The 23,439-nt window shown below is 68.0% G+C and carries 25 protein-coding genes; 15 read left to right on the forward strand and 10 right to left on the reverse strand.

The features are described from left to right. Positions 1-34: 34 nt before the first annotated feature. On the forward strand, positions 35-850 hold the full coding sequence (locus P2PM1_RS13560; RefSeq protein WP_371636715.1) for an amidohydrolase: 816 nt from the start codon (positions 35-37) through the stop codon (positions 848-850). 78 nt (positions 851-928) lie between these two features. On the opposite strand, the gene P2PM1_RS13565 is transcribed toward P2PM1_RS13560, so the two are convergent. From P2PM1_RS13565 to P2PM1_RS13595, 7 genes are all read right to left on the reverse strand, one after another. Continuing rightward, positions 929-1,993: a 4-oxalomesaconate tautomerase gene (locus tag P2PM1_RS13565; RefSeq protein WP_186399392.1), complete on the reverse strand. Its 1,065-nt coding sequence runs from the start codon at positions 1,991-1,993 to the stop codon at positions 929-931. 17 nt (positions 1,994-2,010) lie between these two features. Beyond that, entirely contained in the window at positions 2,011-2,442 is a 432-nt protein-coding gene (locus tag P2PM1_RS13570; RefSeq protein WP_186386008.1) for a tripartite tricarboxylate transporter TctB family protein, read from the reverse strand. Positions 2,443-2,505: 63 nt separating this feature from the next. Further along, a complete protein-coding gene (locus P2PM1_RS13575) occupies positions 2,506-3,465 on the reverse strand; it encodes a tripartite tricarboxylate transporter substrate binding protein (protein WP_371636730.1) in 960 nt (319 codons plus the stop codon). 36 nt (positions 3,466-3,501) lie between these two features. Beyond that, positions 3,502-4,989 carry a tripartite tricarboxylate transporter permease gene (locus P2PM1_RS13580; RefSeq protein WP_186399394.1) on the reverse strand — a complete coding sequence of 496 codons (1,488 nt, stop codon included), beginning with the start codon at positions 4,987-4,989 and terminating at the stop codon, positions 3,502-3,504. Position 4,990: 1 nt separating this feature from the next. Next, positions 4,991-5,893: an NAD(P)-dependent oxidoreductase gene (locus tag P2PM1_RS13585; protein ID WP_186399395.1), complete on the reverse strand. Its 903-nt coding sequence runs from the start codon at positions 5,891-5,893 to the stop codon at positions 4,991-4,993. 199 nt (positions 5,894-6,092) lie between these two features. Further along, positions 6,093-6,764: a 4-carboxy-4-hydroxy-2-oxoadipate aldolase/oxaloacetate decarboxylase gene (locus P2PM1_RS13590; protein WP_186399396.1), complete on the reverse strand. Its 672-nt coding sequence runs from the start codon at positions 6,762-6,764 to the stop codon at positions 6,093-6,095. Further along, positions 6,761-7,495, reverse strand: coding sequence for a PIG-L deacetylase family protein (locus tag P2PM1_RS13595; protein WP_186386092.1), 735 nt, complete (start codon positions 7,493-7,495; stop codon positions 6,761-6,763). The genes P2PM1_RS13590 and P2PM1_RS13595 overlap by 4 nt, the downstream gene beginning before the upstream one ends. 132 nt (positions 7,496-7,627) lie before the next feature. Here P2PM1_RS13595 and P2PM1_RS13600 point away from each other — a divergent pair, with 132 nt between their 5' ends. Beyond that, on the forward strand, positions 7,628-8,845 hold the full coding sequence (locus P2PM1_RS13600; protein ID WP_186399397.1) for a LysR substrate-binding domain-containing protein: 1,218 nt from the start codon (positions 7,628-7,630) through the stop codon (positions 8,843-8,845). A gap of 20 nt (positions 8,846-8,865) precedes the next feature. Here P2PM1_RS13600 and P2PM1_RS13605 read toward each other — a convergent pair whose 3' ends face one another. Then, positions 8,866-9,813: a LysR family transcriptional regulator gene (locus P2PM1_RS13605; protein ID WP_186399398.1), complete on the reverse strand. Its 948-nt coding sequence runs from the start codon at positions 9,811-9,813 to the stop codon at positions 8,866-8,868. A gap of 182 nt (positions 9,814-9,995) precedes the next feature. Here P2PM1_RS13605 and P2PM1_RS13610 point away from each other — a divergent pair, with 182 nt between their 5' ends. From P2PM1_RS13610 to P2PM1_RS13630, 5 genes are all read left to right on the forward strand, one after another. Then, positions 9,996-10,610, forward strand: a complete 615-nt coding sequence (locus P2PM1_RS13610) for a bifunctional 2-polyprenyl-6-hydroxyphenol methylase/3-demethylubiquinol 3-O-methyltransferase UbiG (protein ID WP_186399399.1) — start codon at positions 9,996-9,998, stop codon at positions 10,608-10,610. Beyond that, on the forward strand, positions 10,607-11,173 hold the full coding sequence (locus P2PM1_RS13615) for a DUF2938 domain-containing protein (RefSeq protein WP_186399400.1): 567 nt from the start codon (positions 10,607-10,609) through the stop codon (positions 11,171-11,173). The genes P2PM1_RS13610 and P2PM1_RS13615 overlap by 4 nt, the downstream gene beginning before the upstream one ends. Next, complete coding sequence (locus P2PM1_RS13620) at positions 11,170-11,403, forward strand: DUF2798 domain-containing protein (RefSeq protein WP_186386001.1); 234 nt, start codon at positions 11,170-11,172, stop codon at positions 11,401-11,403. The genes P2PM1_RS13615 and P2PM1_RS13620 overlap by 4 nt, the downstream gene beginning before the upstream one ends. Positions 11,404-11,422: 19 nt before the next feature. Next, entirely contained in the window at positions 11,423-12,847 is a 1,425-nt protein-coding gene (locus P2PM1_RS13625) for an MFS transporter (RefSeq protein WP_244301503.1), read from the forward strand. A gap of 80 nt (positions 12,848-12,927) precedes the next feature. After that, positions 12,928-14,211, forward strand: a complete 1,284-nt coding sequence (locus P2PM1_RS13630) for a vanadium-dependent haloperoxidase (RefSeq protein WP_186399401.1) — start codon at positions 12,928-12,930, stop codon at positions 14,209-14,211. 132 nt (positions 14,212-14,343) lie between these two features. Here P2PM1_RS13630 and P2PM1_RS13635 read toward each other — a convergent pair whose 3' ends face one another. Next, on the reverse strand, positions 14,344-15,207 hold the full coding sequence (locus tag P2PM1_RS13635) for a LysR family transcriptional regulator (protein ID WP_186399402.1): 864 nt from the start codon (positions 15,205-15,207) through the stop codon (positions 14,344-14,346). 307 nt (positions 15,208-15,514) lie between these two features. After that, complete coding sequence (locus tag P2PM1_RS13640) at positions 15,515-16,993, reverse strand: SLC13 family permease (protein ID WP_186399403.1); 1,479 nt, start codon at positions 16,991-16,993, stop codon at positions 15,515-15,517. A 357-nt stretch (positions 16,994-17,350) separates the two neighbouring features. Between P2PM1_RS13640 and P2PM1_RS13645 the strand changes: the two genes are divergently transcribed. The 8 genes from P2PM1_RS13645 (at position 17,351) to P2PM1_RS13680 (ending at position 23,418) form a co-directional block, all read left to right on the forward strand. Then, positions 17,351-18,010 carry a prephenate dehydratase gene (locus P2PM1_RS13645; protein ID WP_186399404.1) on the forward strand — a complete coding sequence of 220 codons (660 nt, stop codon included), beginning with the start codon at positions 17,351-17,353 and terminating at the stop codon, positions 18,008-18,010. An 11-nt stretch (positions 18,011-18,021) separates the two neighbouring features. After that, entirely contained in the window at positions 18,022-18,438 is a 417-nt protein-coding gene (locus P2PM1_RS13650) for a thioesterase family protein (RefSeq protein ID WP_186385995.1), read from the forward strand. A gap of 18 nt (positions 18,439-18,456) precedes the next feature. Then, on the forward strand, positions 18,457-19,674 hold the full coding sequence (locus P2PM1_RS13655; RefSeq protein ID WP_186399405.1) for an acyl-CoA dehydrogenase family protein: 1,218 nt from the start codon (positions 18,457-18,459) through the stop codon (positions 19,672-19,674). A gap of 45 nt (positions 19,675-19,719) precedes the next feature. Further along, positions 19,720-20,259: a hypothetical protein gene (locus tag P2PM1_RS13660; protein ID WP_186399406.1), complete on the forward strand. Its 540-nt coding sequence runs from the start codon at positions 19,720-19,722 to the stop codon at positions 20,257-20,259. Next, positions 20,256-20,933, forward strand: a complete 678-nt coding sequence (locus P2PM1_RS13665; protein WP_208985269.1) for a M23 family metallopeptidase — start codon at positions 20,256-20,258, stop codon at positions 20,931-20,933. The genes P2PM1_RS13660 and P2PM1_RS13665 overlap by 4 nt, the downstream gene beginning before the upstream one ends. 66 nt (positions 20,934-20,999) lie before the next feature. Then, positions 21,000-21,821, forward strand: a complete 822-nt coding sequence (locus P2PM1_RS13670) for a glutamine amidotransferase (protein ID WP_186399407.1) — start codon at positions 21,000-21,002, stop codon at positions 21,819-21,821. Continuing rightward, entirely contained in the window at positions 21,818-22,807 is a 990-nt protein-coding gene (gene gshB, locus P2PM1_RS13675) for a glutathione synthase (protein ID WP_186399408.1), read from the forward strand. The genes P2PM1_RS13670 and gshB overlap by 4 nt, the downstream gene beginning before the upstream one ends. Continuing rightward, the gene (locus P2PM1_RS13680) at positions 22,804-23,418 is read left to right on the forward strand and encodes a flavoprotein (RefSeq protein WP_186399409.1); all 615 of its coding nucleotides are present in this window, start codon (positions 22,804-22,806) and stop codon (positions 23,416-23,418) included. Before gshB ends, P2PM1_RS13680 begins: the two co-directional genes overlap by 4 nt. Positions 23,419-23,439 lie beyond the last annotated feature (21 nt).

A 23,439-nucleotide genomic window follows, 5' to 3' on the forward strand; every position in this document is an offset into this window, starting at 1 on the left:
GCCGTTTCATCAAAATCCGAAGAAGCCCGAAATCGTGCTGCCCGCCGGGAGTTGCGACGCCCATTGCCACGTGTTTGGCCCGGCGGCCCGCTTCCCGTTTGCCCCTTCGCGGACCTACACCCCCATCGACGCGCCGAAGGAGACGCTTTTCGCCCTCCATCGGCATCTCGGGATCGAGCGTTCTGTGCTGGTACAAGCGAGTTGCCACGGCACCGACAACCGCGCGATGCTGGACGCCATCGCCGCGGCCGGCGGCCGCTATCGCGGCGTCGCGATGGTCGAGCGTGACGTTACGGAGGAAGACCTGCAGGCGCTGCACGAGGGCGGCGTGAGGGGCGTTCGCTTCAACTTCGTGGCTCATCTCGGCGCTCCCGCCGATCTTGCCGCGATCCGGGCGATCGTCGCCAAGGTCATCCCGCTCGGCTGGCATGCTGTCGTCCATTTCGACGCGCACAGGCTGGAAGAACTGGCGCCTTTCCTGAAGACGCTCGACCTGCCGATGGTGGTGGATCACATGGGACGGATCGACGCCAGCGCGGGTGTCGACCAGCCTGCCTTCCGGCTTCTCCTTGACCTGATGGAAGACGAACGTTTCTGGGTGAAGGTTTGCGGCTCCGAGCGCGTTTCGCGCACCGGACCGCCCTTTCACGACGCGGCACGATACGGGCAGCTTCTGGTGGAGAGCTTTCCCTCCCGCGTTCTCTGGGGCACGGACTGGCCGCATCCCAACATCAAGGAGAACATGCCGGACGACGGCGCGCTGGTCGATCTTCTGCAGATCATCGCGCCAAAACCCGCGCAGCTTCAGGCACTTCTGGTGGACAATCCGACGCGGCTGTACTGGTCCTGACGGCTGCAAGACCCGCGAGGAGGCAAAAAGCGGGAGAGGACGGAAAGCGCCGCCGCGTCCGTCCTCTCCCTCTCCAGTTCAGCGCGGAAAGACGCGGCCGTCGAACAGCTTGCGCGCGGTGCGCACGAAGGCCGCCTCGCGGATCTCACCGCTGGTCTCGTCCATGGCGGCGACGATCTCCAACTGTCCGGTCGGGTGCTCCACGCGCAACGCCTTGCGGTCTCCTTCGGGGATCGAGGCCAGGGCGTGTGCCGGCGAACCCGGCAGGAGGCAGGCGGTCGCCACGCTGAGCGCGCCGAACACGCCGATCGAGGCATGGCAGCGGTGGGGGATGAAGGTCCGCGTCATGATCGTACCGCCGTTGCTCGGCCGGGCGACCATCGTCATCTTCGGCACGCTTTTCTCGGCAACATCGCCGAGGTTCATCAGCGGGCCGGCGGCAAGGCGGATACGCTCCAGACGGGCGCGCAGATCCGCGTTCGCCTCCAGCTCTTCGCGCGTCTCGTAGCCGCTGATGCCCAGATGCTCGGCCCTGAGGACGACAACGGGCATGCCGTTGTCGATCAAGGTGCAGGCTATGCCCTCGATCTCGTCGCAGGCGCGGCCGGTGGGCAGGAGTGCGCCGCAGGTGGAGCCGGCCGCATCGGCGAAGCTCAGGAGCACCGGGGCGGCCCCGCCGGGAACTCCGTCGATCGCTGCCGTGCCCCGATAGGTCGGTCTCCCGCCTGGGGTGGGGATGGTGGCGCGCGCCGTCTGACCGGTGTTTTCCATGAAGACGGTGACGGTCGTCTCCCCGTCCGCGCCCCGGACCAGCCCCCGCTCCACCGCGAAGGCGGCCACGCCGGCAAGGATGTTGCCGCAATTCTGGCCGGAACTGACCAGTGGCTGGTCGACGAAGACCTGCAGGAACAGGTAGTCGACATCGATACCCGGCCGTTTGGACGGCTGGATCACGGCCACCTTGCTGGTGAGCGGGTCCGCCCCGCCGATGCCGTCGATCTGGCGCGCATCCGGCGAGCCCATGATCGACAGGAGCAGTCGGTCACGCTCCTCGCCATCCTCCGGCAGATCCCGGGCGAGAAAATAGGCGCCTTTCGACGTGCCGCCGCGCATCATCATACAGGCAATACCGTCATCCATCACTCATCTCCATACAGGCATCAGGGCAGAGGCAGACCGAGCAGTCCGCCGAAACCCAAAGCGGCAAGAGCCCAAGCGCCGAGACCGGCGGCCCCCGCCCGCAGAATTGCGGCGGTTCCATCGATGAGCACGACGCCCAGCGCGACGGCGGCCGCCAGAGCCACCGCGAGGCCTGTATGGGGCGCGGCCAGGATCACGCCGGCGAACAGCAGGGCGAAGATCAGCGGCCTGATGGACAGCGCGCCGTCGATGCCGCCCTCGCGGCCGAGAAGCGCCGCGGCGGCATAGGTAACGGCAAGCGCCATGCCGACTGCGGCGATGCCGACGGGCAGTTCCGCCGGCCCGACATCCCCGCGCGAAGCGCTGGCCGGCAGCGACAGTGCGCTGACGAGAAAGAACCCGTTCCAGCCGAGGAAGCCCACGGCGGCAAGGAAATGAAACCAGCGCGTCATGACCGTTCTCCGTGGCCGGGGTCGAATGACGGGCGACGGCGCGGACGCCGCCGCCCGCATCCGTTACTGGGTGATACCTGCGGCCTTCAGGAATGCCGCCTGGCTGTCAAGCTGCCTGCCGACATTGGCGGTGAACTCGTCCTCCTGCCAATCCGGGCTTTCCTGTTTCTGGTCCGCCTGGAACGTCTGCCATTCGGGAGACGCGGTGACCTTGTCGATGGCCTTCTGGATGGCGTTCACCGCCTCGTCCGGCGTGCCTGCCTTCACGGCGATCCCGCGCCAGATCTCGTCCACGAGGTCATAGCCCTGTTCCTTGAACGTGGGCGTATCAGGGAAATAATCCGAGCGCTCTTCGGTCGAGATGCCAAGCAGCCTGATCTGGCCGGCCTCGACCTGCGCCAGTCCGCTGGACGGGGTCATCATCGCCGCATCGATATGACCGCCCATCAGCGCCAGGGCCACCTTGCCCGACGCATCATGCGGTATCCAGCCGCTCTCGAATTCGCCCTGCTGCATGAGCTGGTAGAGCATGTACTGGTGGAAGCCGCCCGGCGCGTGGCCACCTACTCTCAACCCATTGGGGTTGGCCTTCATGTGGGCGATGAACTCCTCCGCGCTCTGGAACGGGCTATCGGCTCTCACCGCAAGCGATGACGGCTCGGACTGCATCGCCCGCAGGAAGCGAAGATCCTCCAGCTTGAAGGGGATCAGGCCCTGCGCGATGCCGAAGGTCAGCGCGCCGGTGTGGACGAGGATGTTGTAGCCATCCGCCGGCTGCGTGAGCACGGCGGACATGCCGACGGCGCCGGTTCCGCCCGGCCTGTTCTCCACCTTGACGGTCCATCCCGCCTGCTTCTCCAGGAGTTCGGCGAGTTTACGGCCGTAGACGTCGAGCGCGCCGCCCGCGCCCGACCACACCACGAGCGTCACCGGCTTTTCGGGAAACTCCGCAGCTTGCGCCGCAGGAAAGGCGAAGGCCGTGCCAAGGGCGATCGTCGCCACGACCTTTTTCGCATGTCGCATCAGTCTGAACATCGTTTTTCCTCCCAGTTGTCAGGATTAGAGCGCCGATCTCCGTCGGCTGCGAAGGCTGCGCAGGATCGGCAGTATGAGGCTGACTGCGCTCAGGATCAGGAACGTGACGCTGATCGGGTCCGTCACGAAGATGGAATAGCTGCCCTGCGATGTGACGAGCGCCGTGCGGTAATTGGATTCCACGAGATACCCAAGAACCATCGCCAGCACGATGGGCGCGACGGAGAAGCGGAGCTTCTTCAGCACATATCCCAGCAGACCGAACAGAAGCATCATCGAGACGTCGAAGACGAGGTTGCGCAGGGCGAAGGCGCCGAGAACCGCAAAAGCCATGATGCCGGTGGCGATGACCGAACGCGGCAGTCTGATGGCCCTCGCCCAGATCGGCAGGCACAGCGTTCCGACGGCGAACATGGCAAGCGCGCTGACGATCACCCCGATCAGGATCGAATAGACGAGCGCGGGCGCCTCCGAGAAGAGCTGCGGACCCGGCCGCAGGCCATGCAGGATCAGCGCCCCGACAAGTACGGCCGTCGTGGGCGAACCCGGGACACCCAGCGACAGGAGCGGGATCAGCGCGCCGCCGACGGTTGCATTGTTCGCGGCTTCGGGAGCGGCGACGCCCTTTTCCGCGCCGTGCCCGAAGCTGTCGGGATCCTTGTCGCGTCGGCGCGCGAAATCTCGTGCGATCCAGCAGGCGATGTTGCCGCCGACGCCCGGCAGGATGCCGAGCAGCGTGCCGATGACGGAGCCGGACAGCATCGTCGGGAACAGGTCCCGCCACTGCCTGGCGCGCAGCAGCACACTGCGCACCGGACCCTGACCGTCTGCCGAGGACCGGATGCCCTTTTCGGCAAGGACGAGCGCTTCCGACACGGCAAACAAGCCGATCAGCGCGGTGAGGAAAGGCACACCTTCATAAAGCTCGATGAAACCGAAGGTGAAGCGCGGGACGCCGGCGATCGGATCGATGCCGACCGTGGCAATGGCAAGGCCGAATGCCGCGCCAAGAAGGCCTTTTACCAGCGAGCCGCCGGAGAGTGCGGCAACCGACGTCAGGCCGAAGAGGCCGACAGCGAAATAGCCCGCGGGACCGAACTTCAATGCCAGCGAGGCAAGCGGCCCGGCAAGGACCAGCAAGGCCAGTCCGCCGATCACGCCGCCAACAGCGGACGAGCCGAGCGAAATCGCCAGGGCCTCGTTCGCCCGCCCCTGTCGCGTCATCGCATAGCCGTCGAGCGCGGTCGATGCCGCGGCCGCGGTCCCAGGGGTGGAGAGAAGGATCGCACTGACCGAACCGCCATACTCGGCGCCCATGTAGAGCGACACGAGCAGCAGCATGCTGAGTTCCGGGGAGAGCGTATATGTGAAAGGGATCAGCAGGCTGATGCCGATGGAGGGACCCAGCCCCGGCAGGGCGCCGACGATGATGCCGATCGCGGTCCCCGCGAGGAGGCAGGCAAGTCCCCACATACTGAAGATGGTGCCCAGGGCCTCGATCATGCCGCCCATGTCACCGTCCCCCGTCCGAGACCATTGCCGCCACGCTGTCCTGCGCAAGAACATGCAGCAAAGCCCCGTAGTGGGTGTTCGGCGGCAGCGCGGCCGAAGCAAGCCGCGCATGGGCGTTCGCGATGGTGGCTGCGATGGCGTTCGACAGGACCGGCTCCACACCCAGGCCCCGCAGGGTCTCGGCGGATTCGTTCATTTCCGTGACGCGGCGGGCGCCATGCTGGTGCGTGCGGCCGATATAATAGGTGGCGGTCTCGCGCCAATCGATGCCCGGAAAGGTCTCGGCGATCGACTCCAGGATGCGCTCGGTGACCCCGGCCCGCTCGGCGGCCGTCAGGCTCTCGATCAGGAGTGCCTCCACCCCCTTGATCATGACGGAGCGGATCATCTTGACGGCCGAAGCCTGACCGATCCGCTCGCCCACGGCCTCGCAGCACATGCCGATCGCATTGAGCCGTTCGGCGACATCCGCCGCGCAGCGCCCCGCAACCAGGATCGGAACGCGGCTGCCAAAGGGCGGGACGCGCGCCATCACCGCGCCCTCGACGAAGACGCCCCCTCCAGCCTTGGCCAGCGCCTCACCGACCTGCGCCTTGGCCTGCGGGCCGATCGAGTTGAGATCGACATAGACCTGCCCCTCCCGCAGGTGGGGAGCCGCGCTGCGGGCAACGGGTATCGCGGCCGCGCCGACCACGAGCGACAGCACGATCTCGGCCTCCCCGATGCCGGCGATATCCGCCAGCGGCTCGACACCGCGAGCCAGGGCTGCCTCTTGCAGATCCCCCGCCGCGTTCGCGAAACGAAGGTCATAGGCGAGCAGGCGGGAGACGCCGTCAGCCTTGTTGAGATCCGCGGCGATGGCTTGAGCGGCCTCGCCGAAACCGATGAACGCGATGATGGTCACGACAGTCTGTCCTCCCGGCCGCAGGCGCCGCCCCAGTCACCCGAAGCTGAAGTTCGTCACACCTGGCGGCATGCCCTGTACGAACTCAGATTCAGGAGATGACTGGCAAGTTTATGTTTCCAATGTGGTTTTCGAATCTGAAAGACGCTCGGGCGGTCGCCACCGGAACGAGGCGTCTGTCAAATCCACCACACCAGCGTCAGCGATACTGCAGCCCCTTTTCCTTCAGCCGTTGGCGCATGCCGTAGATATCGAGCCCCAACTCGCCGGCCAGCAGCCGCTTGCGGGTTTCGGCTTCCTTCTCCAGGCGCGCCTTGCTCTTCTGCAGCACGTCCTCGGCTTCCTGCCGGCGGACCACGACGACACCGTCATCGTCGGCCACGATCACGTCGCCCGGCTCGATCGTCTGACCGGCACACACGATCGGTATGTTGATCGAGCCGAGCGTTTCCTTGACCGTTCCCTGGGCGGAGATCGCCTTCGACCAGACGGGGAACCCGGCCTCCTCGAGCTCGCGCACGTCCCGCACGCCCGCCTCGATGATCAGCCCGCGCACGCCGCGCACCTTGAGCGAGCAGGCGAGCAGTTCGCCGAAATAGCCGGCATCGCAGGGCGATGTCGGCGACACCACGAGAATGTCGCCTTCGCTGCATTGCTCCACCGCCACATGCAGCATCCAGTTGTCGGCGGGTGGGATCGAGACCGTGACGGCGGTTCCCGCCACGCGCGCGCCGCGATAGATCGGGCGCATGTGAGACTGCAGGAGGCCGATGCGTCCCTGCGCCTCGTGCACGGTGGCAACGCCTGGCTCGGCAAGCGCGTCCACCACCGTAAGGGGTGGGCGCTCCACGGAGGTGACGACGACGCTCATGCCACCGCCCCGTGACCGAGTTCGCCCGTCACATGCGGGAAGACCGCTTCGTAGCCTTCCCCGTATGCGATCTTGTAGTCGGAATTGCGGGAGGCCTGGACACCCCGCTGAAGCGCGACGCGGGTATAATATTCCCACAAGTGTTCCTGGCCTTCCATACATTCGATGGCGGCCCGCTTCCTGTCCCAGACCTGCGTGATGTCGAGCAGGAAGTTGGGCTTCCAGTCGCATTGCTCGGGCTGGTGCGGCTCGAAGAGATAGACCGGCGGCGCGCCCAGGACCTTTTCACCCGGCTTATGGCCATGCGCCTGGGCAATGACGCGCGCATGCTGGGCAAACTCCGTCGTCAGCGGATGGTCAAAGTTATAAGGGTCCTTGCGCGAATGCGTCAGGACGAATTCCGGCCTGATGGCGCGGTAGAGATCGACGAGCCTGTGGAACGCTTCGTCGGGAATGGTCAGCGGATAGTCGCCGAGATCGTAGAACTGAATATCCGCAACGCCGAGCGCGTCGGCGGCTCTCTCCGCCTCCCGCTTGCGGTTCTCCTTCACCGCCTCGACCGTGAAACCCGGCACCTTCCAGAGCTTGGCCGATTCACCGCGCTCGCCGAAGGACAGGCAGACCACCGTCACCTCATAACCCTTTCGGGCATGAAGCGCGATCGCACCGCCTGCGCGCCACACGAAGTCTGCGGAATGGGCACTCACCACCAAAGCCGTTTTCTTGCTCATCAGACCGCGATTTTCCCTTGCTGTCATCTGCACATGACCTGACAGGAAAAAGGGAGCCTCGCTAATCAAAGGCGTGGTAAGGGATATAAGAAATTGCGAAGTGCGGTTGCGAGAAAACGCTGGAGAACGAGGGTGATCCCGAATTTGCGCCACCTGCGCGCCTTCGAGGCCGTGTTCAGGCACAACAGCATCAATCTCGCCGCCCAGGCGGTCAGCCTCACCCAGCCTGCCGTCACCCAGGCGATGAAGCAGTTGGAGAAGCACTTCGACGCGTCGCTGCTGACGAGGCGGGCGAACGGGACCTATGCGACGGATGCGGGGACAGCGCTCGAAGCCCGGGTGACCCGCTTCTTCCGGCAAAGCGTAACGGCAATCTCGCAGGGCATGGGCGCTGCCGGAGGGCGCAACCCGGAGGTTGCCGCCGCGGTCCTGAACCGTCTCACCTATCCCCAGATGCGGGCGTTCATTGCGGTTGCCGAAGCCGGATCGTTCAGCGTCGCCGCGCGCCGGCTGCAGATCGCCGAACCGTCCCTCAATCGGTCGGCGCGCGATCTGGAGAAGATTGTCGGCAGGCGGCTCTTCGTGCGGTCGTCATTGGGCGTGAGCGCAAACCGCGTCGGACAGGAACTCGCGCGCCGGCTTCGTGTCGCCTTGCGTGAACTGGACCTCGCTGCGGAGGAGATCGATGCGCTCAAGGGACAGGTTGCCGGGCGCGTTGCCGTCGCGTCCCTGCCGCTGTCACGCACGCTCATTCTCCCGCGGGCGATCAACAGCCTGTTGAAACAGCACCCGGAAGCGAAGGTGGAAGTCATCGACGGCCCCTATGAGACCGTCCTCAACGACCTTCGTCATGGCACCGTGGATTTCCTTCTCGGTGCCCTCCGCCAGCCGCCACCGGCGACGGACGTCGTCGAAGAACCCCTCTTTTCCGACCCTTATGCGATCATCGCCCGTGCCGGCCATCCATTGCTGAACGCGCCGCACGTCACCCGGGAGATGCTCTCGCAATACGACTGGGTGATCCCCCGCGCGGGGACGCCCGTACGGCGCGCCTTCGACATGCTGTTTGCCGACACGCCTTGCCGTCCCCGCGCGAATATCGAAACCAGCTCGCTGGTGGCCACGCGCGGCATCCTTGCCGAGAGCGATCGGCTGACATTGCTGTCGCTGCGCCAGATCGTGATCGACGAGCGCTTGAACCTGCTGAAGGTGGTTCCGTTCCCGCTGCCCGAGACCAGCCGGTCGATCGGCGTGACCACGAGAGCCGATTGGCAGCCGGGGCCTGTCCAGAAGGCATTCCTGACCTTCCTGAAGGCCTCCTGCCGGCAAGAGAGCCAGGTCGTGGCCTGAGAATTCTGGCGAGAGGCGGTCTACGCCCGGGATACCCCAACCGGCGCCTCGGGGGCGGGGTCTGCCTCCGGGACCGCACCGCTAGAGCATATTTCCCGCACGCAGCCACGCAGCCAGCGGTGGGCGAGATCGGCATCGTGACGCGGATGCCAAAGCAGCGAAACGGTGATCTCCGGCAGAGCGACGGGAAGAGAGAACGTGATCAGCCGATCGCGCAAGGAGCCGGTGTGGCGCTCCGGCACGGTGGCGACAAGGTCGGTCGCGCCAGCAAGGGCGAGCGCCGCCGAGAAGCTCCCCACCACCGTCGCGATCGCCCGCGTCAGGCCGAGTGTCGCGAGCACCTCGTCCACATGGGTGCGCTCCACGCCCTTGCGCGAGACCAGAACATGACGGGCCGCAGCATAGCACTCCGGTGTCACAATACCGTCCGCGAGAGGATGGCCCGGGCGCACCACCGCGACGAAGCGGTCGCGAAACAGCGCCTGGGTCATGAGTTCGGGGCCATGGTGACGCCCGACGACGCCGGTCTCCAGATCCACGGAGCCGTCGCGCAAAGGGGCGCTGTCCCGGTCCGTCTTCTGCACGAAGCGCAACCGGACGCCGGGCGCCTGCGCCTCGACGCGCGCGATCAGGGCCGGCCCGAAATTCTCCAGGAACCCATCCGTCACGCGCAAGGTGAACCGCCGCACCAGCCCGGCGAGGTCGAGGCGCTGCGCGGGGCGCAGCATCTCCTCGGCATCGCGCACCAGAGTGGCCGCAAGAGGTGCGAGCTCGATCGCCCGCGGTGTCGGAACCAGGCCGCGCCCAGCGCGCACCAGAAGCGGATCCCCCGTGACCTCGCGCAGCCGTGCGAGCTGCCGGCTCATCGCCGAGGGGCTGAGCCGCAGCCGCTTCGCCGCGGCCGCGACGCTGCCCTCCGACAGGAGGACGTCAAGCGTCACAAGCAGGTTCAGGTCCGGACGGAACACGGCGTCGCTCCGCAAGCTCTGCGAGAACATGGCGTCAGATGCAATGATGACCTGAGATCCTTGCGCGTTCCGCCAGTCATCGCTGCGCTCTATTGATGACGGAAGCCGGCCGCGAAGGCCAGCCCCGATCCGGCGAGCCATAGCGGCTGGCGCCGCTGAGCAAGACCACGGAGGCGCGCGGCATGGAACGCGAGGACTGGAACAGACGCTATGACACGAGCGAGTTCATCTGGACGCTGGAGCCGAATGCCTGGGTCGCGGGCGAGGCTGCCGGGCTTCTTCCAGGTCGTGCGCTCGATCTCGCCGCCGGCGAAGGGCGCAATGCCCTCTGGCTCGCCGGGCGCGGCTGGAAAGTACACGCGGTCGACTTCTCGGACGTCGCACTGGCCAAGGCCGAAGCGGCCGCAGCCCACCACGGCGTCGGCGAGCACGTGCGGTTCGAGAGCGCGGACCTGCGCCAGTTCGAGCCGCACTCGGGTGCCTATGATCTCGTCCTGATCGCCTATCTGCAGATCCCGCAATTCGAGCTCGGCCCGATCCTGCAACGGGCGGCCACAGCGACCGCGCCCGGCGGTACGCTGCTGCTCGTCGGCCACGACACGAGCAACCTGACGCATGGCTCCGGCGGCCCGCGTGACCCGGCCGTGCTCTACTCCGCCGATGATGTCACGGCCGCACTGGACGGCGGGCTCCTGATCGAGACCGCCGGAACGGTCGAGCGTCACGCGCACGCGGGCACCGCGATCGATTGCGTGGTGCGCGCAAGGCGCGCCACGAGCGCGGAGGCGGCGGCATGAATGCCCGGGATGTCGCCGCCGCGGTCAGACTCGGCCTTGCCGCGACCGCCGTCCTTGACCTGTGGACGCTGATCGGATCGACCCTGTTCGGCATGCGGCCGGCGAGCATGGCGCCGGTCGGCCGCTGGATCGGCCATATGAGCGAGGGGCAGTTCCTCCATGACTCGATCCGCACCAGCGCGCCCGTCGCCGGCGAGGTGGCGATCGGCTGGAGCGCCCACTATCTGGTCGGGGCTGTCTTCGGCGTGCTGTTTATCGCCCTCGCCGGTCGGGGATGGCTGGCCCGGCCGACCCTGCTGCCGGCCCTCGCCTTCGGCGTGGCGTCCGTCGTCGCGCCGTTCCTGCTGATGCAGCCGGCCATGGGCTCGGGCATTGCCGCGAGCCTGACGCCCGATCCCTTCGCCGGCCGCATGCGCAGCCTGTCCGGACACGCCGTTTTCGGCCTCGGCCTGTTCGCCGCCGGCTGGCTCGTCTGCCAGGCCCGCAGCCATTGGGGCCTGGCCGCCGCGGCCGCTCCCATCACTCCGACATCGCCCTCAACACACGAAGATCGCGCCTCATGACCCAGCACCGCCTTGCACCGATCGCTTTCGGTTTTCTCTTGTCCGGGATGATGTCGCTCATCGTCTCCGGCATCGCCACAGCCCGTGCCATCGGCCTTGACGACGGTTTCGTGCCGATCTGGCTTGGCGGCTGGCTGTCGTCGTGGGTTGTCGCCTTCCCGGTCGTGCTGGTGGTTGCCCCGCTGGCGCGGCGGGCCGTCAACCGACTGTTTCCCCCGCAGCGGGCGTGACCTGCAGGAGGCCGATATCGTGAGCGAAGGCCGTACCACCCTCTCCGAAACAGGTTCTATCGGCGCGCCGCGCTTTGCCGTCGCGGCACTTGGCCTGTCGGCCCTGCTCTCCGCCATCGGCGTCAGCATCGCCAACGTGGCCCTGCCGATGCTGGCGGAGGCCTTCGATGCTCCTTTCGCGCAGGTGCAATGGGTGGTGATCGCCTATCTGCTGGCCGTCACCACGCTGATCGTCAGCATCGGCCGGCTCGGCGATATGTTCGGGCGCCGCCGGTTGCTTCTTGCCGGGTTGACACTGTTTTCGGCGTCCTCGCTGCTGTGTGCGTTGGCCCCGTCGCTGCCGGTCCTGATCGCCGCCCGGGCGCTGCAGGGCGCCGGCTCCGCCGCCATGATGGCGCTCGCCATGGCCATGGTCGGACAGGTCGTGCCTCGCGAGCGGACGGGCGGCGCGATGGGCCTGCTCGGCAGCCTGTCGGCCGTCGGCACGGCGCTCGGCCCCTCGTTCGGAGGGGCACTGATCGAGGCGGCCGGCTGGCCCGCGGTGTTCCTGGTCATGGTACCGCTCGGGCTTGGTGCGGTCGCGCTCACCGCCGTCGCGCTGCCCGCCGATCCGCCCCGGGACGCTGCGGCCGGCCGGCCACGCTTCGATCTTGCCGGCACGTTTCTGCTCGGCGCAACCCTTGCCGCCTATGCGCTGTCGATGACGAGCACCCGCGTAGCAGTCTCGCCCGCCCTGTTCGGCATAGCCCTTGCCGGCGCGGCCGTCTTCCTCGCCGTCGAGAGCCGGGTTGCCGCCCCGCTCATCCGCATCGGCCTCCTTGCGAGGGGGCGACTTGCAAGCGGGCTGGTGATGAACGTGCTGGTCTCGACGATCATGATGGCCACCCTCGTTGTCGGCCCGTTCTATCTGGCCGGGGGGCTCGGGCTCGGCCCGACCGCGATCGGCCTGGCGATGTCCGTCGGCCCGGCGGTGGCCGCGATTGCCGGGGTTCCCTCGGGACGCCTCGTTGATCGGGTCGGGGCGCAAACGACGAGCGTCGCCGGCCTCGTCGCGCTCTGCGCCGGCGCGCTCCTGCTGTCCCTGCTGCCGGCGAGCCTCGGCGTTGCCGCCTATGTGCTGCCGCTTGCCGTGATGACCTCGGGCTACGCGCTGTTCCAGGCGGCGAACAACACCGCCGTGCTGCAAGACGTGCCGGCCGACACGCTCGGCGTCACCTCGGCGATGCTCAACCTGTCGCGCAATCTCGGCCTCGTCACCGGGGCCTCGGTGATGGGGACGATCTTTGCGCTGGCGACCGGCGTCGACACGCTCCAGGCCGCCGGCCCGGACCAGATCGCCAGCGCGATGCAGGCGACCTTTGCCCTGGCTGCGAGCCTCGCCGCCATGGCGCTCGTGGCCGCGACGCGGGCGCCCGCGGTGGCGGCCGGCCCTCGGCGAACCTGAGGATCGCCATCACATCCAGGGCTCTACATCAAAGATGAACTTCCTCCTAAGGTTGCGGAATTCCCATCGGAGGACCCTTGATGCGATCCACGGCAATCCTGACTGGCCTTTTGCCCGCCGCTTTCGCGGCGGCCCTCGCAACCACCGATCCGGCGGATGCCGGCGTGGCGCTCGACTGGCAGGACATCGCCCGCACGGCGATGCGCGAGAGCAACTGGTCGCCCCACGAACAGTTGCGCGGACTGACGATCCTCAACATTGCCCTGTTCGATGCGGCCAATGGCGTGGCCGGCCGCTTTTCCGCCTATGCGCTGACCGACGAGCCGCTTGCCGGCGGTTCGGAGGCGGCGGCCGCGTCCGAGGCGGCGTTCCGCATCCTGAGCGTCTTCCTGCCCGACCAGGTGCAGGCCCTGGCCGCCCGCCGCGACAATCTGCTGGCCCGCCATGCGGGCTCCGGCGATTTGTCGGCGAGCCTTGCACTCGGCGAGCGCGCGGCGGAGGCGGTGCTGGCCGCCCGCGCGGCGGACGGCGCCGACTTCGGCGGCGACTATACCGAGCCGCCGCAGGCTCCGGGCGTCTATCGGCGGACCTCCGACAAGCCGATGGTGCTGCCCAACATCTCCGCCATGCGTCCCTATGTGCTCGCCGCACCGGACGCCCTGCTCCCGCCGCCGCCGCCGTCGCTCGACAGCGCCCAGTTCCAGCGCGACCTCGCGGAAGTCCGTGAGAGTGGCGGCCTCGAAAGCCAGACCGATCCGGAAAAGGTGATGATCGCCCGGCTTCACGCCGGCTCCGGCGCCGCCGCATGGATCCAGATCGGCGAGGGTCTGCTCTCCCGCTGCGATCTGCCCGTGGTCGAGGAGGCCCGTGCGCTCGCGCTGCTCACCCTGGCCATGTCGGACACGCTGATATCCGGCATGACGGCCAAGTACCGCTACAACTTCTGGCGGCCGATCACCGTCATCCACGAGGGCGGCGCCGGATTCGGCCGGCCCGACATCGCCCCGGACACGAGTTGGGCACCGGTGCTGGAGACGCCGCGCCACCCGGAGTATCCCTGCCAGCACTGCGCGAACGGCTCGGCGGCGCAAGGGGCGCTGGAGGCGGTGTTCGGAACCGGACCGGTGCACTTCACCTTTGCCGGCGACCGCGGGCTGACAGGCGACTATACGAGCCTGCGGGCCTTTGCCGAGGAAGAGGCGCAGTCGCGCATCTATGGCGGGGCTCATTTCCGCTGGTCGAACGTGGCGGGCAGCGCGCTTGGCGCCCAGGTGGCGGCGAAGGTGGTGGCGGCCTTCGCCCCGCACCCCGGCGCGGCGCCCATCACGGACCTTACCGCGAGCGGCTGCCTCGCCAGGCAGTGAGGGAGCCGGCGGCGGCGGTGCGACGGCCCGCCCTGCGATGAACTGCGACAGACTGCGACGGGCACCGGGCGGACAAGGGTCCGGCCGGCGTCCGCCTTCCGCCTTCCGCCTTCCGCCCGAAGCGGGAGGACGTTAGAGCAAGCCCCGCAACAGGGCGAGGATCGGGTCGTTGTCGCGGCTCGCCAGATGGGCGAAGAACACCCGCACGGGCTGCGACAGTTCATGCAGCAATTCGACCTCGCCACGGGCTTCCGCCTCGCGTGCCGTTTCCGCATGCAGCAGGCCGATGCCGATGCCGCCGACGATGAGGGAGCGCGTGATCCCTTCCCGGTCGACGCTGATCACCCGCTTGGGGCGGAACCGATGGCGCAGGAACAGGGTGTCCGTCGCCCGGCCGCAGCAACTGCTGCATTGGGGATAGATCCAGGGCAGGTCGGCGACACGCGCCCAGTCGAGCGGCTGCGTGCAGGGTACGGTTCCGGGCGCGGCGGCGAGGAAGATGCTGAACTGGTCGACGTCGATTGCCGAGATGTCCGGTTCCGGATCGTCGACGCTGTTGAAGAAGCAGGCGTCGATCGCGCCGCCGCGCAAGGCGGCAACCGTCTCGCGACCGGAGGCATGCTGGGTGCGGATCTCCACATCCGGATAGCTGTCGGCAAGGCGGATCAGCAGGGTCTCAAGCAACGGATTGCAGGCGTTGCTGCCGACACCGATGCGGATGCGGCCGGTCAACGTGCCGCGAAGCCGGCTCGCCTCGGACAGGACCTCGCCATGCGCCTCCAGCGCCCTTTCCGCCTTGGCGAGAAGGCGCAGGCCGTCGCCGGTCAGCGTCATTCCTCGCGACGTCCGCTCGAACAGCGAGAGGTCGTAGCGGTCTTCGATCGACTTGATATGGGCGCTGACCGCCGGCTGGCTGAGATGGAGCCGCTCGGAGGCACGGGTGATGCTGCCTTCCCGGGCCACGGCGACGAATGTCTTCAGTTGATGGAACTCCATAACGTGCTTCACGCCCCTATTGAACACAGGAGAGGGCGCCGTCGGCGCGGCACAGTCTTGCTCAGGCGCTTGGCGCCCACTGGCTGGGAAACTCGCACGGCCCCGTCGCGGACGGGACCGCCAACAGCGCTTGCGGGCGGCGTTCCGGCCTGGGGCACCTCAGCCGTGGTCCAACCACGGAGAGGGCACGTCTTGGTGGGGACGCCGGTCAGTCGGACCTGTCCGACGGGGTGACTATACCAGAGATTGCATTACTCGCAAGCGCACACTGAAATATTGTGCATCGCACAAGCCACATGCGGACCGCTCAGACAGCGCCGATCAGTCGCCACCAAAGCAGCTCGAGCGGCAGCAGGAAGACGAGGCTTGCCGCGAACAGCAGCAGGCACAGGCGCGTCATCCGGCCGAACGGCAGGCCGGCCACCTGGATCGCATAGATCAGCGGCGGCGCCTGGTAGGGCAGCAGGACATTCGAGAAGCCGGGCACCTGGGTCATCAACACCAGGTCGAGCTCCAGACCCGTGAGCCGGGCGGTTTCGCCTGCAAGCGGCGTGAGGATCGCCGGCACTCCGGCCAGATTGGCGAGAACGGCGGCGGCCGTGGACATCATGGCAAGGAGTGCCAGCGTGCCGACCGGGCCGGGCTCCCGCCCGTCGCCGGCGTCGGGCGGCGCAGCGAGGCCCGTTGCTTGGGCAAGCCCATCGACCAGCGTCGCCCCCAATCCGCTTGCGGAAATGAGGGCGCCGAGGCCCATGACCCCGGCAACGAACAGCAGCGTCCCGTGCTGAACCTCGCGCGCGACACAGTCCGCCGGGGTCAGGCGGGCGGGTGGAAACAGGCAGACGAGCGCGGCGGCAAGCCCGACCCAGCCGGCGGCGATGCCGTGCAGCGCGTCGGTCATCCACAGGACGAGGCACAGGGCCAGCAGCAGCGCCAGCGCGGTCTGCGCGAGGGTCCAGGGGCCCGCCGGGGTGTCGGCGCTCCGGCGCGCCGAGGCCGGCGCAGGCACAGGCGCCGCGACCGGGAAGAGGCGCAGCGACAGTTCGACCAGCACGACGGTCTTGAGGAGACCAAGCACCGGAAAATGCATCCAGAGGTATCGGAAGTAGCCGATCCGATGGCCATAGACGGTCTCGGCGAGGCCAGCGAGGATCATGTTCGGCGCATTCGACGGCAGAATGGCAAAGGCCGGCAGGAAGCAGGAGAAGGCGGCGATCGCGACCAGTCCGATCCAGCCGTCCGATCCTTGCGGGTAACCGAGATCCTCCGCGACGGCCATGACGATCGGCAGCATCAATACGATCCGCCCCATGCCCGAGGGCATGACGAAGCCGAGCAGGAGACAGGCCCCGGCAATCCCGTAGGCCGATCGCCGATAGCTGCCGGCAAGGCATCGTGCAAGCGGCTGCGCGATGCGTGCGCCAAGCCCGACATGGCGGATCGCGCTGCCGAGCACGAAGCCGGCAAACAGCAGCCAGTAGGTCGAGGACTGGAAGCCGGAAAAGACCACCGGCGCCGAGCCCGGAATCAGCGTGGCGGCCAGCGTGAACACGGCAAGCGCAGGCCAGTGCGGCGGCACGAGATTGGTCGCCCACGCCGCCATGGCCGCAACGGCGAGGCACGCCACGAGCGCCATCGGCGCCGGCAGCAGGCCGAAAAGGGCGACGCCGACAAGGCCGGCGGCTGCGAGACCGGCCCCCACGCGACGGCTCGCACCGGTCCCTCCGAGCCGGCGCGCAAGCTCCAGCGCCCGTCCGGTTGCTCCTGCTCCTTCGACGTTCCCCATGCAGTGCGCCTCCGGCCGGGCCGACCTCGCCCGATGTCGACACTTGCCTGAAAGCACGCCAGCCAATCCATTCGTTCGTGCCGTGGTCTGCCCTCGAAAAGGCCGAGGGCTGCCACCGTTGTGATTTCCATCATGATTTATCACGAGCTCGCCGGGCCCGAGGTCTGACTTCACGAATAACGATTTGATCGCCGATCTCGCTCTGATGTTTACTTGTTTCACAACCTTAGAGGGATTTTTTTGCACGCATATCACGAAGGTAGAGGACCCCGTTCCCCGCGCCCGGTCCCCGACAGGGACGACACAGGCGCCGGGGCGATGCCCTGGGGAAGGGGTTCCCGCCATGACGGAGTGACCATGGGCGATCCCTTGTACAGGCCGGAACGGCCAACCGACCCCGCCTTCGAGACCCCGGCGCGCACCACATCGGACTGTGCCTGGGTGCGGTCCCTGCACACGCTCGGACCGGCGGGAACCAATTGCGAGCGCGCGGCCCTTCTGTGGCGCACCAACCGCTGCCCGAATGCCTGGGTCGAGCTGCATCCGACGCTGGAGGCGGCCGCCGACGCCGTGCTCGGCCGGAACGACGCCGTTCTCGTCGGTGTAGCGGCCTATCCGCAGCTTCACACACTGATCTACAGCCGGATCGAGCGGCTGCAGATCCTCGAAGCCTTCATCATGGACACCGACGAGATGGTGCTGGCCTCCTCCAGCGGCGCCTTGCCCAAGGTCTGCGCCACCCATCCCGCGCCCGAGCACCTGCTGCCCCCAAGCATCGAGCGCCGCTATGTGGCGAGCAATGTCCTGGCCGCGCAGGACTGCGTCAGCGGACAGGCCGACGGCTGCGTGACGACGCTCTGCGCCGCCCGCGTCCACGGCCTCTCGGTCCTGCACAACTACGGCTGCATCCCGATGGCTTTCACGATCCACGGACCGCGCAGCGTCCGTCCGTTCGCGTCCTTTGCCGCACCGGCGTCGGACGTTGCGACCGCACCCGCCGCGATCCATCCCCTGTAACGGAGGTGAAGATGACGAAGCAGTACTTCCAGACGGAGATGGCGATCCGCTATCGCGATACCGATTCCATGGGCCATGTCAGCAGTCCCGTCTATTACGAATACATCCAGTCCGCCTATCTGGAATACATGCACAGCTTGCTGGGCATCCCCAAGGACAAGAAGCTTCCGCATATCATGGTCAAGACCTCCTGCGACTACGTCTCGCAGGCAAGATATGGCGACCGGCTGATCGTGCTCAGTCACATCAAGAAGTTCGGCACCAAGAGCTTCGAGATGGAGCATGTCATGCATCTCAACGACGCGGATGCCGAGGTGGTCGCGCGCGGGGAGTCGGTCCACGTGATGTTCGACTACGAGCGCCAGCAGACCTACCCGATCCCGGAGGACTTCCGGCGCGGCGTGCTCGACTTCCAGAAAACCGTCTAAGCCCGAGCGGAGATCGCCATGCACCTGCAATGGACCCCGGAGCAGCGCGCCACGCGGGCGCTGTTTCACGATATCGGCGCCCGCAGCACCCTCGACCGGCCGCGACCCGGCGCGTTCGACACCGAGACCTGGCACCTGTTGGGCGAGGCCGGCCTGTGGCGCCTGATCGTGCCGAAGGAACATGGCGGCGACGGCGCCGGCTGGTGGGCCTTCACGGCGGCCCTCGAAGGGCTCGCCGCCAGCGGCCGGGCGCCCGGACTGCTGCTGTCGGTCATCGCCCAGGCCGGGCTCGTCCGCGCCCTTGAGCGCCACGGCACCAGCGCCCAGCGGGCGCGGTTCTTCCCGCGCCTGCTTGCCGGCGAACTGGGCGCGACCGGCATTGCCGACCCGGATACGGGAACCGATGTCCGCTCGACGTCGACCCTCCTCACCGCGCAGGCGAACGAGACCTTCCGCCTCGACGGCGCCAAGTACAACATCGCCCATGCGCCGGAATGCGGGTTCATGCTGGTGGTGTGCAAGCTGGCCGGCGAGGGGCGAGAGGGCATCAGCCTCGTTCTGATCGATGCGGACCTGCCCGGCATCCGCGTCGGGGCGCCGGACGCCAAGCTCGGCAATCACGATCTGCCGACGAGTTGGATCACCTTCGACGATGTCCGGCTCGACTACGGCCACCTCCTCGGCGAGGCCGGCCGGGGGCTGCGCAACCTGATCGACATCGTCTCGCTCGGGCGGATCTATTACGGCCTCGTTGCCGCGTGGTGCCTGGAGCCGATGCTCGCGCGCGCCGTTGACTATGCCACCGACCGCGAGACCTTCGGCGTGCCGATCCTCGATCACCAGCACGTGCAGCGCCGCCTTGTCGACATCCGCATCGGCATGGAGGCCGCGCGCTGGACGTCCTATGCCGCGCTCGATCGGCTGCTGCGCGGAGAGGACGAGGCGGTGATGCTGTGCTCGGTCGCCAAGATCCTCGGCGCCGACAGCGCTGTCGCCGGCGCGCTCCACCTGCTGCGGCTCTATGGCAGCAAGGGATATCAGGCGGGCGAGGTGTCCGACTTCCTGCGCGACGCCCTCGCCTTTTGCAGCGTCGGCGGCACCGACGAGATGCATCGCCGCAACATCGTGAACCAGATGACCCGGCTGCACCGGCGCGCCGAAGTGCCCGCCGCCCGCACCGCGGTTCCCCCTCTGCTGCGCGCCGCGCCGGCCCCCCTCGCCGCCGCCGGCGACTGACGCCGGCGGGCGCCCGTCCCCACCTGTATCCCCCAGGAGACCGAAATGACCCCGCACCGACTGCTCGCCGCGCTGCTGGCGCTTGCCGGCCCCGCCCTTCCCTTGCCCGCCGCGGCGAACGAGGTCCTGTCGCGGACCGAGGTCGCCATCGACTGGCCGTCCGCGCAGGCAGAGGCCGCCGCCGCGCCGCAGGCCCGCGCCACCGCCGATGCGTTCGCCCAGGCAGCGGGAGCGAACGGCGTCCGTCTTCCCGTCCTGCTGCTGCCGGTGGAGGAATGGGGCATGCCGCGCTTCGTCCACCAGACACAGGCCTATGCGGCGGCGTACCGGCTCGAGGGCGCGCAGCTCAGCGTGCTGGGCTGGCGCTCGGCCATCGAGGCGAGCGGGGCGCTCACCCTTCACCATGACGTGCAGGGCTACGAGTCCATCGGCGACGGCGCCGACTACAGTCTCGTCCGCCACGGGGCGTCCTATGTGCTGCGCCTGACCTGCGACGAACCGCTCACCGATCCGCGCTGCATCGAGCCGGCCTTCCTGTCCGGGGCCGCCGCGGCGCTCGTTTCTGCCGGAGGCTCCGAGAAATGATGTCCCGTCCCATCCCGCTGCTGATCCTTGGCCTCCTGCTTGTGGCCGGCGCCGCCGCGCGTGCCGACGACCGTTTCCTGCCGCCCGGCGATCTGCTGCCGGGCTCGGGCGAGGGCATCGCGGTCACCGCGATCCTCTACCCGGACCTGCGCTTCCCGCTCGAGGAAGGCCCCGCCTATGCCAATTCGCCGACCTTCGGCCCCGGCGGGGCGCACGGCGGCGGCGGCGAGGAATGCGACGCCGTCAACTATTCCTATCCCTGGCGCGACAATTTCTGCGAGCTCCGCCGCTCCGACATCGCCCTGTGCGTCGCGGGAGGCCATTTCGGCCAGGACCTGCGTCCGAAGACCTGCGAGGACAACACCCATTGGGCCGTCGCGGCAGCCGATGGCGTGATCGCGCATGTCGGCCGCTTCAGCATCACGCTGCAGAGCCGGGACGGGACGCTGTTCCGCTATGTCCATCTGGCGATGGACGAACTGGCGGTGGCCGAGCTCGACACGGTCAAGGCAGGTGACCGCATCGGCAAGGTCTCGAACGACTGGCTGACTTGGCTCCCGGTCCATCTGCATTTCGATGTGAAGGACACGGTGCGGATCGGCGACGCCACGCGGATCGTGTTCGTCCCGCCCTATTCGAGCCTGGTGCGCGCCTACGGGCGGCTGGAGCAGTAGGGCCGGCCCGGTGCCCCTGCCGGCATCGAGACGGCGACCCGACCCCGCAAGCGGACAGGATCGAACATGAGGCAGACATCCGACACGCGGCCGCGTCGCCCCCGGGCGGCGGCCGGCGCCCCCACTGACGACAGGCCGGTGCTTATCGTCCTGCACCAGGAGCGCTCGACCGCCGGGCGGGCCGGCTACCTTCTTGAGGCGCGGGGCTTTCGCCTCGACATCCGCCGGCCGCCGCTCGGCGATCCGCTCCCCGATACGCTCGACCGGCATGCCGGAGCGATCGTGTTCGGCGGTCCGATGAGCGCCAACGACCCGGACCCGTTCGTGCGCCGGGAGATCGACTGGCTTGCGGTGCCGCTGGCCGAGAACCGGCCCTATCTCGGCATCTGCCTCGGCGCGCAATTGCTGGTGAAGCAGCTCGGCGGCACGGTGGCGGGCCGCGAGGACGGCCGGGTCGAGATCGGCTGGTATCCGATCGCCCCCACCCAGGAGGGCGAGGCCCTGCTGCCGGACTGGCCGCGACAGGTCTATCATTTCCACCGCGAGGGATGCGACCTGCCGAGCGGATCGCTTCGCCTGGCCGAAGGCGAGGTCTACCCGAACCAGGCCTTCCGGCATGGGGAGAACGCCTGGGGCCTGCAATTCCACCCGGAACTGACGCTGGCGATGATGCATCGCTGGGCGGTCAAGGGCGCGCGCTGGTTCGATCTGCCCGACGCCCAGCCGGGCCGGGCGCATATCGCGGGCCGCTTCGTCCACGATCCGCCCTTTGTCGACTGGTTCGACCGGTTTCTCGGCCTCGTCTTCACCGGCGATCCGACGCCTGCCCGTGCGGAGGCCATGGCGACGCGACCCGGTCTCGCATCCGCGCGCGGGAGGCGGTCATGACGCTCAAGGTCGCGGTCCAGATGGACCACATCTCCTCGATCAACATCGCCGGCGACAGCGCCTTCGCGATGATGCTGGAGGCGCAGGCGCGCGGCCACGCGCTCTTCCACTACACGCCCGACCGGCTGGCGATGACCGGCGACGCGGTCACCGCCGCGCTGGAGCCGGTCACCGTGCGCGACGAGCCGGGCAACCACTTCACCCTCGGCGAGCGGAAACTGACCGACCTTGCCGAGATGGACGTGATCCTGATGCGGCAGGACCCGCCCTTCGACATGGCCTATGTCGCGGCAACGCACATGCTGGAGAAGATCCACCCGAGGACGCTGGTGGTGAACGACCCGGCCTCGGTGCGCAACGCGCCGGAAAAGCTCTTCGTCACCGAGTTCCCCGACCTGATGCCGGAAACCCTGATCACCCGCGACCGCGCCGCCATCGACGCCTTCCGCGCCGAGCATGGCGACATCGTCATGAAGCCGCTGTTCGGCCATGGCGGGGCGGCGGTGTTCCGCATCACCTCGGACGATCTCAATTACGGCTCGCTCTACGACTTCTTCGCCGTCACCTTCCGCGAGCCCTGGGTGATCCAGCGCTTCCTGCCGGAGGTCTCCAAGGGCGACAAGCGCATCCTTCTCGTCGACGGCGAGTTCGCCGGGGCGGTCAACCGGGTGCCGCAGGAGGGGGACCTGCGCTCCAACATGGTGCGCGGCGGGGCGGCGCGCGAGGCCGACCTCACCCCGCGCGAGCGCGAGATCTGCGCAAGGCTGGGCCCGGCGCTGCGCGAGAAGGGCCTGATCCTCGTCGGCATCGACGTCATCGGCGGCTATCTGACGGAGATCAACGTCACCGCCCCGACCGGCATCCGCGCCGTCGCCCGCCTCGGCGGACCCGACATCGCCGCCCGGGTCTGGGACGTGGTCGAGGCCAAGCGGGCCGGGCAGATGCCATCTCCTTCGTTCTCCCAACCGGAAAGGGTGCCCGCATGACACAGTCGCCGAATTCCCCGCTCCAGCCCGCGCCGCGTCTCCTTGTCGGGGTGTCCGGCTCGCTCGACTCGACGCTGCTGCCCGGTTACCTGCGCGCGATCCGCGAGGCGATGGCCTGCAGCATCACCGCGCTGCTGACGCCGACCGCGACGAAGTTCATCAACCCGGCGAGCACGGCGCTTTTCGTCGACCGGCTGATCTGCGGCGACGATCCGAAGGACTGGCCGACCGACAAGCCTGGCCGGATCGTACTCGATCACGACCTGCTGATCGTCCTGCCGGCGACGGCCAATACGCTCTCCGCCGTCGCCAACGGCAGTTCGCTGAACCGGCTGACGACCGTCATTCTCGCGGCAACCTTCCCGGTCGCGTTCTTCCCCGTCATGGGCGGCCCGATGTGGGAAAAGCCGGCGGTGCGGCGCAACGTGGCACGGATGCGCGAGGACGGCTACGCGGTGATCGAGCCCGTCTGGCGCGAGCACTTCGACCCGCTGATGGACAAGATGCACGGCCATTTCTCCCTGCCCGATCCCGATGACGTGGTGGCGGTGGTGCGCGGCCTGCTCGCGCAGGTCACGGCCGGGACGCCGCGCGCCGCCCTGCTGCGCTGACCGGCATGCCAAACGGGAAAC

The organism is Stappia sp. P2PMeth1, from assembly GCF_900185735.1.
GTDB lineage: Bacteria > Pseudomonadota > Alphaproteobacteria > Rhizobiales > Stappiaceae > Stappia.

Bases quoted from the DNA above. Each gene is read 5' to 3' on its own strand.
- P2PM1_RS13570 (WP_186386008.1), bottom strand. From the start codon at position 2,442: ATGACGCGCTGGTTTCATTTCCTTGCCGCCGTGGGCTTCCTCGGCTGG.
- P2PM1_RS13575 (WP_371636730.1), bottom strand. From the start codon at position 3,465: ATGCGACATGCGAAAAAGGTCGTGGCGACGATCGCCCTTGGCACGGCC.
- P2PM1_RS13580 (WP_186399394.1), bottom strand. From the start codon at position 4,989: ATGGGCGGCATGATCGAGGCCCTGGGCACCATCTTCAGTATGTGGGGA.
- P2PM1_RS13590 (WP_186399396.1), bottom strand. From the start codon at position 6,764: ATGAGCGTCGTCGTCACCTCCGTGGAGCGCCCACCCCTTACGGTGGTG.
- P2PM1_RS13595 (WP_186386092.1), bottom strand. From the start codon at position 7,495: ATGAGCAAGAAAACGGCTTTGGTGGTGAGTGCCCATTCCGCAGACTTC.
- P2PM1_RS13610 (WP_186399399.1), top strand. From the start codon at position 9,996: ATGGAACGCGAGGACTGGAACAGACGCTATGACACGAGCGAGTTCATC.
- P2PM1_RS13615 (WP_186399400.1), top strand. From the start codon at position 10,607: ATGAATGCCCGGGATGTCGCCGCCGCGGTCAGACTCGGCCTTGCCGCG.
- P2PM1_RS13620 (WP_186386001.1), top strand. From the start codon at position 11,170: ATGACCCAGCACCGCCTTGCACCGATCGCTTTCGGTTTTCTCTTGTCC.
- P2PM1_RS13630 (WP_186399401.1), top strand. From the start codon at position 12,928: ATGCGATCCACGGCAATCCTGACTGGCCTTTTGCCCGCCGCTTTCGCG.
- P2PM1_RS13635 (WP_186399402.1), bottom strand. From the start codon at position 15,207: ATGGAGTTCCATCAACTGAAGACATTCGTCGCCGTGGCCCGGGAAGGC.
- P2PM1_RS13640 (WP_186399403.1), bottom strand. From the start codon at position 16,993: ATGGGGAACGTCGAAGGAGCAGGAGCAACCGGACGGGCGCTGGAGCTT.
- P2PM1_RS13645 (WP_186399404.1), top strand. From the start codon at position 17,351: ATGGGCGATCCCTTGTACAGGCCGGAACGGCCAACCGACCCCGCCTTC.
- P2PM1_RS13650 (WP_186385995.1), top strand. From the start codon at position 18,022: ATGACGAAGCAGTACTTCCAGACGGAGATGGCGATCCGCTATCGCGAT.
- P2PM1_RS13655 (WP_186399405.1), top strand. From the start codon at position 18,457: ATGCACCTGCAATGGACCCCGGAGCAGCGCGCCACGCGGGCGCTGTTT.
- P2PM1_RS13660 (WP_186399406.1), top strand. From the start codon at position 19,720: ATGACCCCGCACCGACTGCTCGCCGCGCTGCTGGCGCTTGCCGGCCCC.
- P2PM1_RS13665 (WP_208985269.1), top strand. From the start codon at position 20,256: ATGATGTCCCGTCCCATCCCGCTGCTGATCCTTGGCCTCCTGCTTGTG.
- P2PM1_RS13670 (WP_186399407.1), top strand. From the start codon at position 21,000: ATGAGGCAGACATCCGACACGCGGCCGCGTCGCCCCCGGGCGGCGGCC.
- gshB (WP_186399408.1), top strand. From the start codon at position 21,818: ATGACGCTCAAGGTCGCGGTCCAGATGGACCACATCTCCTCGATCAAC.
- P2PM1_RS13680 (WP_186399409.1), top strand. From the start codon at position 22,804: ATGACACAGTCGCCGAATTCCCCGCTCCAGCCCGCGCCGCGTCTCCTT.